Here is a 12031-nt window from a genome sequence, read left to right as displayed (position 1 = left end):
CCTGGCTTCAGACGGCCTGGGTTCGGACGGCATGCGTTCAGGCGGCCTGCGGGCTGCCGCACTCGGCGCAGAACCGCGCACCCGCGGCGTTCTGCGTGCCGCACTCGCGGCACGCGGCGACCCGCGCCAGGCGCTCGCCGCACTCGCCGCAGAACTTGCCGCCGTCGACCTTCGCGTCGCACGACGGGCACCGGGTGACGGCGGCCGTCCGTACGTCCGCGCCGCCGACGAGGTCGGTCGTGCGGAGCTGCTCCTGGAGCTGGTACCGGCGGGCCTCGGCCTGGAGCTGCGCGAGCTCCTCCACCTGCTTCGGCGAGCAGCGCACGCACTGGCCGACGGCGTCGTTCCAGCAGACCTCGTGGCACGTCCAGTCGCCGCACCCGTGGCACTGGCGGAACGCGTCGCGCACCTCGCCGACGGCGGCGTCGAGCGCCCTGTCCTTCGCCGACGAGTTGGTCTGCCGGTCGGCGGCCCACGACCCCGCCGCGTACGACAGGTCGGCGACCTTGCCGCCGAAGAACCGCCCCGCGGCCTGGATGAGGCTGCTGCCCTTGGCGACCACGTCCGTCTGGTAGGCCGAGCGGTAGCCGTTGCCGCACCGCTCGCACCGGAACTCGAACTGGTACCCACCGGCGTTCGACAGGTCGCGGACGTTGTCGGTGAAGGCGATGGGCGCGCTCATGGCAGGGACCTCGGCAGGCTCGGGGGTCGGCGTCCCCGCAGGCCAGGCCCACGGGAGGGTGACGTCATGGGGATCCCATGACCGCAGCGATGCTACCCACGGACCTTCGTCGCCCGGGCGGATCACCCGGGTGAAATCGGGCAGACCGCCGAGCATGCGGTGGGTGCCCGTCCGGACGCCAGGACGGGACATGACCACATGTTCGACGGTGGGGGAGGTCGGGGGCAGGGGGGTAGGGGTCAAGGGCGGACCAGGCGGAGCGGGGCTTCGGCGGGGCGGATCGTGACGGTCTGGCCCCAGGTCGCGACGAGGCGGTCGTCCTCCATGCCGTCGCCGAACACGACGAGGCGGTCCGAGGCGACGGTGAGCGCGACGTCCGCGCCGTCCTCCACGACGCCCTCCGTGAGCGTGGCGCCGGTCGCGGGCGACGGCCACGCCTCGCGGACGAACCAGCCGAGCCGGTGCTCGGTGCGCCCCGGTGCCGGGCGGCCGCCGCGGTCGTGCGCGAGCGACGCCCACCAGCCCGTCGCGCCGGTCCCCGTCGCGACCAGGACCCCCGACGACGACTGCCGCTCCTCGCCCGCGGCGCACCGCAGCGTGTAGCGCGCGCTCTGGTGGCTCGGGTGCCCGACGAACACCTCGTTGAGCGCCGTGAGGTGCTGCCCGTCGTCGAGCTCGGCGCGGACCATGGTGAGCGCGTCGACGGGCAGGGCAGCCGCGCGGTCGGACGCGCCCGCGGGGACGTCGGCACCGAGCCCGCGCAGGAGCGAGGTCGCCGCCCGCACCGAGTGCCGGACGAGCACCCCGGCGTTGACCCCGGGCTCGGGGTCGACGCCCAGCACGGGCTGCCCGAGCAGGTACTTCGCGACGTTCGCGACGAGGCCGTCCTGCCCGACGGCGACCACGACGTCCTCCGGCGCGAGGAGGAACCGCGACAGGTCGGCGCGCTCGACGTCCGCGCGGGCCCACCCGTCGGGCACCGCGGCCGCGACCGCCGCGCGGGCCGCGGTGAGCGCGTCGTGCCGAGCCTGCACCTCGCCGAGCGACCGGCCCCGCGAGCGGAGGAAGAACTCCGCCTGGCCGCGCGTGCCGTGCCGGTCGAGGAGCTCGTCGAGCTCGGTCCGCCGGTGCACGACGACGGCGCGTCGCCGCAGCATCGTCAGGCCGCCGTCACGGTGGTGCCCGCGGTGGCGCCCGATGTCGCGCCCGACCTCGCGCCGCCCGGACGCGGGGCGCCGGGTCCGCCGTCGGGCCCACCGAGCGCGCCGCCCAGCAGCGAGCCCAGCACACCCGTCAGGAGGTCGGGCGTGATGGTGAGGTTCTGGACGTCGGGGAGCGAGCCCGCCGCCTCGCGGACCGCGAGGGCGAGCAGCGTGCCCTGCCCGGCGCTCGCGTAGACGTCCATGCGGGCCTGCTCGGCGGCGGCCTCGGCCGCGCCGACGACGCGCACCTGCTCGGCCTTCGCGTCCGTCGCGAGCTGCGCACGCTCTGCGGTCGCGCGGGCGTCGACCAGCGCGGCGGCGGCCTTCTCCTCGGCCTCGCGCCGGGCGTTCGCGCCCTCCTGGGCGACGAGGCGCTCGCGGCGCGTCGCGAGCTCGATCTTGCTCGCGAGCTCGTTCTCGGCGATCGCGCGCTCGCGCTCGACGGCGAGGGCCCGGCGCTCGTACGTCGCGCGGTCGGCCTCGGCCTGCACCCGCTCGCGCGCCGGCGTCTGGAGCGCGCGCTCGACGTCCTTCTCGGGCCGGACGGCGAGCACCTGGACGCCGATGACGACGATCCCGGTCGCGGTGAGGCGCGGGTCCGTGGTCAGCGCCTCGGCGAGCACGTCGCGCACGCGGGGCACGCCGGCCGTGAGGGCGTCGGCGAGGGGCATCGCGGCGAGCGCGTCGGCGGCGCGGCTCTGCGCGAGCCGTCCGACGATGCTCGTCACCTGGTCGCGGCCGGCGGCGCTCGTCTCGCCCGTGCGCGGGTCCACCGCGAAGTCGAGGCGTCGCGAGGCGACCACGGGGTCGGCGAACCGGTAGGTCACGCCGGCCTGGACGGTGACGTCCTGCTGGTCGGCGGTCACGGCGTGGAAGAAGACGGGCAGCTCCTGGTCGTCGACGGGGACCTCCGAGAGGACCGACGTCGTCGGGCGGAACCAGAACGCCTGCCCGACGCCCTCGTGCGCGACGCGCCCGCGGCGCAGGTGCACGACGTGCCCGGTGGGGCTGCCGAGGAAGTGCCGCGTCCACGGGTAGGTGCGGATGGTGGCCATGGTCGTCTCCGATCGTTCTCGTCGTTTTGACAATAAGGACGCTAGACCCCTCCGGTCGTTCTCGTCAACCTGACGCTAATGTGCGACGATGACCGCATGACGCCGCCTGCGAGCCCGACCCCCGACGTCCCGCCGACCGCCGCGCTGCTGCCCGTCACGGTCGACGTCGTGGCGCTCACGGTCCGCGACGACGCCCTGCACGTGCTGCTCGTCGAGCGTGGCATCGAGCCGTTCCGCGGCACGCTCGCGCTCCCCGGCGGGTTCGTGCTGCCGGAGGAGGGGCTCGCCCGGGCGGCCCGGCGCGAGCTCGCGGAGGAGACCGGCGTCCGCCCGCCCGGCCACCTGGAACAGCTCCGCACCTACGGGCCGCTCGATCGCGACCCGCGCGGGCCGGTCCTCTCCGTCGCCTACCTTCTCCTTGCGCCGGAGTTCGGCGTCGTGCACGCCGGGTCCGATGCCGGGGGAGCGGCCTGGCACCCCGTCGAGCCCCTGCTCGCGACGGCCCCGGGCGGGTCGACGACGTCGGGCGACCGGCCACCGTCGGGCCCCGGCCTGGCGTTCGACCACGCGCGGATCCTCGCCGACGGCGTCGAGCGCGCCCGCGCCAAGCTCGAGTACTCGGCGCTCGCGACGGCGTTCTGCCCGCCCGAGTTCACCGTCGCCGACCTGCGGCGCGTCTACGAGGCGGTCTGGGGCGTGCGGCTCGACCCGCGCAACTTCTCGCGCAAGGCCACGACCACGCCCGGCTTCCTCGAGGACACCGGCCGCACGACGTCGGGCGGCACCGGCCGCCCCGCGACCCTCTACCGCGCCGCGCCGAACCCGGGGTCCCTCCCCACGACCGGCCCCGGCTGGGGATCGACCCCGGGTTCGGGAGCGGACCCTGACCTCGCGCCGGCGAGCGTGCCCGCCGTCCTCGACCCGCCGCTCATGCGTCCGCGACGCTGACCGCCGCGGCGCGGGGTGCCGGGGAGAACTCCCCCTCGACAGCGGCGCAGGGCTGAGTACGCTCGCGCGCATGTCGACCTACAGCTACTGGCGCAGCGACCAGGGCAACATGCAGGCCCTCTCGGACGAGCTCGCCGCGCAGGCCGCGATGGCGCGGTCGCGCGAGGCGTCGCTCAGCCGCCGGCTGCGCTCGCTCGAGGGCGACCTGTCGAGCCGCGTCGAGGTGCTCACGCGCCTCGTCAACGCGCTCATCGAGCTGGGCGAGGTGCGCGAGGAGCTCGCGCTGTTCACCCCCGCCCGACGCGCCCGGGACGCGGCGCGCGCCCTGACGCGCGCGGTCGTGGCGGGCGAGGGCGACGTCTCGCACCTGCGTCGCTCGCCCGACCTCGCCGACGTGCCCGGCTACTGGCTCGTCCCCGCGGCGCTCGCCGTCGCCGAGCTGCCCGCCGGACGGCTGGACCCCGAGGCGGCGCAGGAGGCGCTGCTGCGCGACCGGCGTCGGGCCGCGACGTACCTCGTCGCGGTGTGCGCGCTCGTCGGGCAGCCCGGTCTCGCGCGCGAGTGGATGCCCTGGGTGCTCGACGCCCCCGTCCTCCCGGCGGCCGGCTGGGGCAGCGCCGACGGCGCGCCGGAGGCGGCGCCGGAACGCCCTGGCGAGGGGCCGGACGAGGTCCTCGTGACGACCTCCGAGCGGGCGCTGTGGCGTGCCGCGGCTGCCGGGCACCTCGGCGACGACGGCGTCGCGGTCGTCCGCGCGGCGCTCGCCGACCGTGTGGCCCTGCTCGACGACGACGCGCACGCCCGCTGGCGCGCCCGGCTCCTCGAGGCCGCGCCCGCGCTCCCGGAGAGCGGGGACGACTGGGGCTCGCCCGAGGCCGACGCGTCCGGGACACGTCGTCGGACCGCGGCGCCCGACGCCCTGCCGCTGCTGCGGTCCTGGACCGCGTGGTCGCGGGCCGTCGTCGCCGGGGAGATCGTCCTGCCCGCGGCGCCGGGCCCGCTCGCGCTCGGGGCGTCGTCGGGAAGCACAGGCGCCACGCCCGCCGCGCCCGGTACCGCCGAGACGCCGGGCGCCGCACCGGCACCGGGCGCGGCGCTGCTGCGGGTCGTCGGGTCGCTCGTCAACGAGGGGGCGCCCGTGGAGCGCGGCCTCCTCGAGCGGGCGGAGCTGCTCGCCGACCGCGTGGGCCGCGCGCCCGAGGACGACGGCCCGGAGTGGGACGCGTCCGCGGGGCCGCTCGTCGACCTGCTCGTGGACGACGCGCGCGGCACCGACCCGGGGCTCGCGGTGCTCGCAGCACCGCTGCTGGTCGACGACCTGCGCGTCGCGAGCCACGCGCGGGCCGCCGAGCTGGCGGCGACGCCGGCGCCGTCGCGTGCGCTGCGACTCGCCGGCCGGACGGTCACGGTCACACCGGCCGACGACGGTGCGGCGCCCGCCGCGACGGCGAGGTCGGAGCTCCTGGCGCGCCCCGTCGACGGGGTGTCGTGGGGCGTCGTCGGCGGGGTCGGGGCGATCGCGGTGGTGACGCTCGTGCTCGGGATCGCGGTCGCGCCGGCCTGGTTCGCGGTGACCGTCGTCGCGGGGGTCGTCGCCGCGTGGCAGTGGTTCTCGGGCGAGCAGCGCGCGCGGGACCAGCGCACGGCCGCGCTGTCCAGCGCGGAGCGGTTCGACGCCGAGCTGGCCGAGGCGCGCACCGCCGTCGCCGCGGAGGCGGACCGCGCGCGGACGCAGCGCGAGGCCGTCGCGACCGTCGTCGACGACCTCGACGACGCCCTCGCCGCGCTCGGCGCACCGACCGCCGCCTGACGTCCCCGCCCGTGCCCCGACAGGGTCGGACCGCCCGCGCTCACGGGCCGTCCGGCCCTGGTCGGCGCCTGCTCGACAGAGCCTCGTCCGGCGTTCGAACAGCGGCTTCGAACACCGGATGAACTGTCGGTGAACAGTGGCGGAAGAATCCACAGGATGGTCGAGCGGGCTCCGGGGATGACCCCACCATGGACGACGTGACCGAGACGCTCCTGCTGGTGCTCGTCGTCGTGACCGCACTGGCCTTCGACTTCACCAACGGCTTCCACGACACGGGCAACGCGATGGCTACGTCCATCGCCACCAAGGCCCTCAAGCCCAAGACCGCCGTCGCCCTCTCCGCCGTCCTCAACATGGTCGGGGCGTTCCTCTCCCTGGCCGTCGCGGCGACCATCGCGAAGGGACTGGTCGACGCCAACGTCATCACCCTCGAGGTCGTCCTCGCGGGGCTCGTGGGCGGCATCACCTGGAACCTGCTCACGTGGCTGCTCGGCATCCCGTCGAGCTCGTCGCACGCCCTCATCGGCGGCGTCGTGGGCTCGGTGCTCGCGGCCGTCGGCACGCAGGGCGTCATCTGGAGCGGCGTGGCCGCGAAGGTGCTCATCCCCGCGCTGCTCGCCCCGCTCGTCGCGGTGGGCGTCGCGAGCGTCGGCACGTGGGCGGTCGCCCGCCTCACGCGCGACGTGCCGGAGGACGTGTCGACCCGTGCGTTCCGCTGGGGCCAGGTCGGCTCGGCCTCGCTCGTCTCGCTCGCGCACGGCACCAACGACGCGCAGAAGTCGATGGGCATCATCCTGCTCGCGCTCATCGCGGCGGGCGCCGTCCCGGCGGACTCGGGCGTGCCGTTCTGGGTGATCCTCGCCTGCGCGTCCTTCATGGCGCTCGGCACGTACCTGGGCGGGTGGCGCATCATCCGCACGCTCGGCAAGGGCCTCGTCGAGATCGACACCCGCCAGGGCATGGCCGCCGAGACGTCGTCCGCGGCCGTCATCCTCATGTCCGGCCTTTTCGGCTACTCGCTCTCGACGACGCACGTCGCGACCGGCTCGATCCTCGGCTCGGGCGTCGGGATGCCGGGCGCCAAGGTCCGCTGGGGCGTCGCGGGCCGCATGCTCGCCGCGTGGGGCCTGACGCTCCCGGCCGCCGGCCTCGTCGGCGCCGCCTGCTACGGCATCCAGCACGGGATCGGCGGCGCGGCCGGCACGGTCGTCGTGTTCGCGATCCTCGTCGCCACCTCGGTCGCCATCTGGGTCGCGTCGCGCCGCAAGCCCGTGGACCACAACAACGTCAACGACGCCTGGGAGGAGGGCGCGGTGGACGCCGGGCTCGAGACCGAGGTCGTCGAGGCGCGCGAGGCCGCGCTGGAGCGCCGCCTCGACGCGGCCGACCCGTTCACCGACGCCGAGCCGCAGGCCGCCGCGTCGCCCGTGCCCGCCTCGGGCGCACCCACCGTGACCCCGACCGCCGCGCGCCAGCGCGCGAGCGTCTGACCCGGCAGCCCGGAGGAGAGAACCGTGTTCGTCGAGATCGACTCGCTGCTCAAGGTCGTCGTCGCCGGCCTCGTCGTCGGCGCCGGCCTGCCCGCGCTCTTCGCGCTCGGGGTCCGGCTCGCCGCCGGTCGCGCCGTGCCCGTGGAGGTCGGCACCCCCGACGGCCGCTTCACGTCCGACGGCCGCACCGTGCGCGTCGAGCGCGCCACCCGCGGCCGACAGGTCGGCGCGCTCGTGTGCTTCGCCGTCGTCGTCGTCGCGATCGCGGTGGGCATCGCCTTCATCGCGAGCGGCGGCCACTGACGCGGCCCCCCGTTGAATGCGTGAAAGAGTCGCGGTCGGACCGATTCGACCGCGACTCTTTCATGCACTCAGCGCGGGGCCGGGTCAGGCGGAGTCTCGCACCACGAGGGTCGGGTCGAACAGGACCGAGCGGGGTGCGGTCTCCGGGTCGTCGATGGCCGCGAGCAGGAGGTGCGCCATCTCCGCCGCCATCTCCTCGACGGGCTGACGCACCGTCGTGAGCGGGGGGTGCGCCTGGTGCGCGACCGTGGAGTCGTCGAAGCCGACGACCGCGACGTCCTCCGGGACGCGCCGCCCGGCCTCCTGGAGGACCGTGGACGCGCCGTCGGCCATGAGGTCGCTGGCGCCGAACACGCCGTCGACGTCGGGGCGTGCCGCGAGGAGCTCGCGGGCCGCCGCCTCGCCGCCCGCCCGCGTGAAGTCGCCCTCCGCGACGAACGGCTCGGGGAGGCCCGCGGCCCGCACGGCGTCGAGGAAGCCCTCCAGCCGGGCGCGCGCGAAGGGGACGTCGGCGGGCCCGGCGACGGTCGCCAGGCGCGTCCGGCCCCGGGCTACCAGGTGCTCCGCCGCGAGCCGGCCGCCCGCCGCCTGGTCGAGGTCGACCCAGCTCACGCCGGCCGACTCGTCCGCGCCGTCGAGGTGCGTCGAGAGCACCACCGGCACGGACAGCGCGGCGAACCGCGCGGGGAGCGGGTCGCCGGAGCTCGACGTGATGAGCAGGACGCCGTCGACGTGGCCCTGGCGCACGTAGCGCACGACCTGGTCGTGCGCGGGCGGGTCGGCGGGCAGGATCGCGAGGTGGATGTCGCGCGGGCGGAAGACCTGCTGTGCCCCGGCCGTCACCCGACCGATGTAGGGGTCGGTGAACAGGCGCTCCAGGAACGGGCTGGTGTGCCGCCGCTCCGTCGGCTCGGAGACGACGAGCGCGACCGACCCGGTGCGCCGGGTGACGAGGGTGCGCGCGGCGAGGTTGGGGACGTAGCCCGTCTCGTCGATCGCCTTCTCGACGACCGCGACGATCGCCGGGTCGACCGTCGGCACCCCGTTGATGACGCGGGACACGGTGGCTCGGGAGACGCCGGCGACGGCCGCGACGGCCTCGAGCGTCGGGCGGGGAGAGGAGCGACGGACAGCCATGTCGTCAGTTATACCGCCCGCCCGGGGCCGTGCGGCCGGTCGTCCCCCGCGGGCGGGGAACCGCCTCGCCAGGGCCGGCCGGGACACCGGGCGGTGCCCGACGGCGCGGGAGCAGCACCGCGCCGTCGGGCACCGGGGTGCGGGCGCTGGAGGGACGCCCGCCGTGGACCGGTCACCGGGAGAGGCGGAGCCTCACCACGGGAACGGACCGGCGGCCCGCAGGGGTCGCCGGGTGCGGGCGCTCACCGGTACACCCGCACGTAGTCCACGAGCATGCGGGACGGGAACGGTGTGCTCGCGTCGGGAGCGCCCGGCCAGTCCCCGCCGACCGCGAGGTTGAGGATCAGGTAGAACTCGTGGTCGTAGACCCACGGACCGCGCGTCGACTCGACGGTCTCCTTCGACGCGTAGAACGTGTCACGCCCGTCGAGCGAGAACTGGATGCCCTCGCTGTCCCACTCCGCGGCCCACACGTGGAAGTCGTCGGCGAAGCGCGCGCCGCCGGGCAGGGTCGCCGGGCCGCCGTAGCCGCCCGCCCCCCAGTACGCGGGCGCGTGCAGCGTGGAGTGCGTGATCGTGGGCTCGAACCCGACGTTCTCCATGATGTCGATCTCGCCGTTGTACGGCCACGGGCGGCCCTCGAGGAAGTCGGAGCCCATCATCCAGAACGCCGGCCACAGACCCTGGCCCGCGGGGATCTTGATCCGGGCCTCGAAGCGGCCGTACTGGGTGTTGAGCGACGTCGACGTGTTCATGCGGTGCGACGTGTACTCACGGCCCTCGGCGTTCTCGCGGCGCGCCTCGAGGACGAAGTGCCCCTGGCCGTCGTGGAAGCCGTTGCCTGACGCCGTGTAGACCTGGTGCTCCGCGTTCTGCGGCATGCCGGGGTCGATGTGCCACTTCGCGGCGTCGGCGGGGGTGCCGGCCGGGGCGTCGAACTCGTCGGACCAGACGAGCTCGAGGTCGTCGAAGTCGGGGTCGGCGGGGTCCGTGGGCGGCGTCGTGGGCGCGCCGCCGGTGCCGTACACCTGGAGCTCCCACAGCGAGTAGCCGTACGCGCTGCTGCGGTCGTTCATGTGCACGCGCACGTGGCGGCCGTCGGCGTCGAGCGGGATCGTCTCCTTGAACCCGCTCCCCGTCGTGGTGGAGAACACGGACCGCCACGACGACCCGTCGTCCGAGACCTCGATGTCGTAGCCCGTCGCGAACGCCGGGTCCCACTGGAGGACGACCTGGGTGACGTGCGCGGGGGCGCCGAGGTCGACCGCGATCCACCCCTCGTCGACCCAGCCGGTGTCCGGGGACGTGGCCCAGCGCGACGCCGGGTCGAGGTCGAGCGCCTTGTCCGGGGTGCAGTCCCAGCAGTTCGGATCGAGCGTCTGGGAGCTCGACGCCGACCCGGGCCTGCCGTAGGAGAGCAGGCGGGCGGTGCCGGGCTCGGGTTCGCCCGTGCCCCCCTCGTCGCCGAACACCTGGAGCTCCCAGAGGGACACGCCCCAGACGGTCGCGCGCTGCGTGGCGGTGAGCCGCACGTAGCGCGCGGCGACGTCGAGGGGCAGCGTCTCGTCGCCGCCCTGGCCGTTCGTGGTCGAGTACGCGGTCGCCCACGCGGCGCCGTCGGTCGAGACCTCGATGCGATAGCCGGACGCGTACGCCGTCTCCCAGTCGAGCTCGACGCGGTCGAGGTCGTGGACGGCGCCGAGGTCGACCTGGATCCAGGCGCCGTCGGCGTGCGCGCTGGACCAGCGCGTGCCGCGGTCGCCGTCGACGGCGGCGGCCGCGGTGCTCCAGCCGAACTCCGTGCTCGACGACGTCGCGGTGCGGCCGTGCGAGAGCGGGTCGCCGGGGGCGGCGGTCGCCGGCGCCGGGACGAGCGCGCCGAGGGCGAGGAGCCCGACGGCGGCCGTGGCGGCCGCGAGGGCGCGGCCGCGGGGTCGTGGTCGGGGCCGTCGGGAGGTGCTGCTGACGGTGCTGCGGGTGCCACGGGACGCGGTGCGCATGGACGTGCTCCTTCGGACGTCGGACGGGTCACGAGCTGCTCGGAAAGTCGGGCGAGCCGCTGTGCTCGCGCCGATAGAGCGCTCTCTCACACCCTGGACCAGCCGGTCCGCGGAGGTCAAGAGGGCGGAGCGATATTTCTTACTGACCAGTCAGCCAGTTGTTCTCGGGGTCAGCCCAGGCGCTCCTTGGCGGCGAGCACCCGGAGCACCGCGGCGTCGACCTTCGCGGCGAACGCGGGGTCCGTCGTCGCGCGCTCGACGACGGCCGCGACCATGGGCTGCACGACGCTCGGGTCGGCGGACGCGAGCACCATGTCGCCGCCCGCGTCGATCGTCAGGACGGCGCGGTCGGCGGGCGACCACGCCTGGACCTGCTGCGCCGCGGACACGTCGTCCGTGATGACGACGCCGTCGAACCCCAGGTCGCCGCGGAGCATCCCGTCGACGACGACGGGCGAGAACGCGGCGGGGAGCGACCCGTCGATCTGCGTGTAGACCGCCGTGGACGTCATGACGAACGCGGCGCCCGCCTCGATCCCCGAGGCGAAGACGGCGACGGACGGGTCGTCGCGCGTCGTCACGTCGTCCGTCACGCCCGCGTCGGTGTCGGTGTTCTCGGTGACGCGGCCCAGCCCCGGGAAGTGCTTGATCGTCACGTCCACCCCGGACGCCTCCATGCCGGCGCTGAAGGCGTTCGCGTGCGCCGTCACCGTGTCCGGCGTGGTGCCGTAGTTCCGCTGGAAGTACCCGATCGGCGGGTTCTGCGCCGCCGTCCCCTCGGGCACCAGGTCCATCACCGGCGCGAGGTTGAGGTTCACGCCTGCCGCCGCGAGCTCGCCGCCCCACGTCGTCGCGTCCGCCTGGAGCGTCGCCGGGTCGAGCGTCGCCTGGTCGGTGGCCGTGGGGATCTGCGAGAACCCGGCCCCGCGCAGCACCTGGACGTAGCCGCCCTCCTGGTCGGTCGCGACGAACAGCGGCGTGCCGTTCGTGGTCTCCGGCGAGACGAGCGTCGTGAAGCCCGCGACGAGGTCCGCCGTCGGGCCGGTGCCCGCCTGCGACCGCCCGGCGAGGAACACGTTGCCGACGTGGAGCTGCGACACCGCGTCGTAGCTCACCTGCTGGGGGCCGCTCACGTCGACGCCGACCATGAAGAGCTGCCCGACCTTCTGCTCGAGCGTCCACCCGGCCAGCGGGTCCTCGGGCGGGGTGGACGGCGTCGGGGGAGGGGCCGACGACGACGGGTCGGGGGACGCGGTCGGCGCGCCCGACGGTGACGGAGCCGGGGCAGGGCCCGGGCGGGTGAGGTACCACGCGACCGCCGAGACGGCGGCGAGCGTGGTGACGACGGCGACGACGATCCAGGTGGTCCGGGCACGGTGGGTCACAGGGCAGGCACCTCCAGCG

The 12031-nt window shown here is 75.5% G+C and carries 10 protein-coding genes; 4 read left to right on the top strand and 6 right to left on the bottom strand.

The window, feature by feature from the left end; all coding sequences use genetic code 11:
- Positions 1 to 37 precede the first annotated feature (37 nt).
- From ACFVN3_RS01235 to ACFVN3_RS01225, 3 genes are all read right to left on the bottom strand, one after another.
- Positions 38 to 682 (bottom strand): zinc ribbon domain-containing protein, encoded by a 645-nt coding sequence (locus ACFVN3_RS01235; protein WP_378229737.1) that lies wholly within the window; start codon positions 680 to 682, stop codon positions 38 to 40.
- Positions 683 to 921: 239 nt separating this feature from the next.
- Positions 922 to 1839 carry a hypothetical protein gene (locus ACFVN3_RS01230; RefSeq protein WP_378229735.1) on the bottom strand — a complete coding sequence of 306 codons (918 nt, stop codon included), beginning with the start codon at positions 1837 to 1839 and terminating at the stop codon, positions 922 to 924.
- Positions 1840 to 1841: 2 nt separating this feature from the next.
- Entirely contained in the window at positions 1842 to 2939 is a 1098-nt protein-coding gene (locus ACFVN3_RS01225) for an SPFH domain-containing protein (RefSeq protein WP_378229733.1), read from the bottom strand.
- 96 nt (positions 2940 to 3035) lie between these two features.
- On the opposite strand from ACFVN3_RS01225, the gene ACFVN3_RS01220 reads away from it, so the two are divergent.
- The 4 genes from ACFVN3_RS01220 to ACFVN3_RS01205 all read left to right on the top strand — a co-directional run bounded on the left by ACFVN3_RS01220 (position 3036) and on the right by ACFVN3_RS01205 (position 7490).
- Positions 3036 to 3887 carry an NUDIX domain-containing protein gene (locus tag ACFVN3_RS01220; RefSeq protein ID WP_378229731.1) on the top strand — a complete coding sequence of 284 codons (852 nt, stop codon included), beginning with the start codon at positions 3036 to 3038 and terminating at the stop codon, positions 3885 to 3887.
- A gap of 70 nt (positions 3888 to 3957) precedes the next feature.
- Positions 3958 to 5697, top strand: a complete 1740-nt coding sequence (locus ACFVN3_RS01215; protein ID WP_378229729.1) for a hypothetical protein — start codon at positions 3958 to 3960, stop codon at positions 5695 to 5697.
- A 188-nt stretch (positions 5698 to 5885) separates the two neighbouring features.
- Positions 5886 to 7187: an anion permease gene (locus ACFVN3_RS01210; RefSeq protein ID WP_378229727.1), complete on the top strand. Its 1302-nt coding sequence runs from the start codon at positions 5886 to 5888 to the stop codon at positions 7185 to 7187.
- 24 nt (positions 7188 to 7211) lie between these two features.
- A complete protein-coding gene (locus ACFVN3_RS01205) occupies positions 7212 to 7490 on the top strand; it encodes a hypothetical protein (protein ID WP_378218137.1) in 279 nt (92 codons plus the stop codon).
- 84 nt (positions 7491 to 7574) lie between these two features.
- Here ACFVN3_RS01205 and ACFVN3_RS01200 read toward each other — a convergent pair whose 3' ends face one another.
- From ACFVN3_RS01200 to ACFVN3_RS01190, 3 genes are all read right to left on the bottom strand, one after another.
- Entirely contained in the window at positions 7575 to 8627 is a 1053-nt protein-coding gene (locus ACFVN3_RS01200; RefSeq protein WP_378229725.1) for a LacI family DNA-binding transcriptional regulator, read from the bottom strand.
- Positions 8628 to 8869: 242 nt separating this feature from the next.
- The gene (locus tag ACFVN3_RS01195; protein ID WP_378229723.1) at positions 8870 to 10627 is read right to left on the bottom strand and encodes a discoidin domain-containing protein; all 1758 of its coding nucleotides are present in this window, start codon (positions 10625 to 10627) and stop codon (positions 8870 to 8872) included.
- Positions 10628 to 10797: 170 nt separating this feature from the next.
- Complete coding sequence (locus tag ACFVN3_RS01190) at positions 10798 to 12012, bottom strand: glycoside hydrolase family 3 N-terminal domain-containing protein (RefSeq protein WP_378229721.1); 1215 nt, start codon at positions 12010 to 12012, stop codon at positions 10798 to 10800.
- Between the last annotated feature and the right edge of the window lie 19 nt (positions 12013 to 12031).

The organism is Cellulosimicrobium sp. NPDC057862 (assembly GCF_042797035.1).
In the GTDB taxonomy this organism is placed as follows: domain Bacteria; phylum Actinomycetota; class Actinomycetes; order Actinomycetales; family Cellulomonadaceae; genus Cellulosimicrobium.
Note: the sequence above shows the minus strand (reverse complement) of the source record. Positions and strands in the feature narration are given on the sequence as shown.

Coding starts and splice junctions, on each gene's coding strand:
- ACFVN3_RS01235 (WP_378229737.1), bottom strand. CDS start 682: ATGAGCGCGCCCATCGCCTTCACCGACAACGTCCGCGACCTGTCGAAC.
- ACFVN3_RS01230 (WP_378229735.1), bottom strand. CDS start 1,839: ATGCTGCGGCGACGCGCCGTCGTCGTGCACCGGCGGACCGAGCTCGAC.
- ACFVN3_RS01225 (WP_378229733.1), bottom strand. CDS start 2,939: ATGGCCACCATCCGCACCTACCCGTGGACGCGGCACTTCCTCGGCAGC.
- ACFVN3_RS01220 (WP_378229731.1), top strand. CDS start 3,036: ATGACGCCGCCTGCGAGCCCGACCCCCGACGTCCCGCCGACCGCCGCG.
- ACFVN3_RS01215 (WP_378229729.1), top strand. CDS start 3,958: ATGTCGACCTACAGCTACTGGCGCAGCGACCAGGGCAACATGCAGGCC.
- ACFVN3_RS01210 (WP_378229727.1), top strand. CDS start 5,886: ATGGACGACGTGACCGAGACGCTCCTGCTGGTGCTCGTCGTCGTGACC.
- ACFVN3_RS01200 (WP_378229725.1), bottom strand. CDS start 8,627: ATGGCTGTCCGTCGCTCCTCTCCCCGCCCGACGCTCGAGGCCGTCGCG.
- ACFVN3_RS01195 (WP_378229723.1), bottom strand. CDS start 10,627: ATGCGCACCGCGTCCCGTGGCACCCGCAGCACCGTCAGCAGCACCTCC.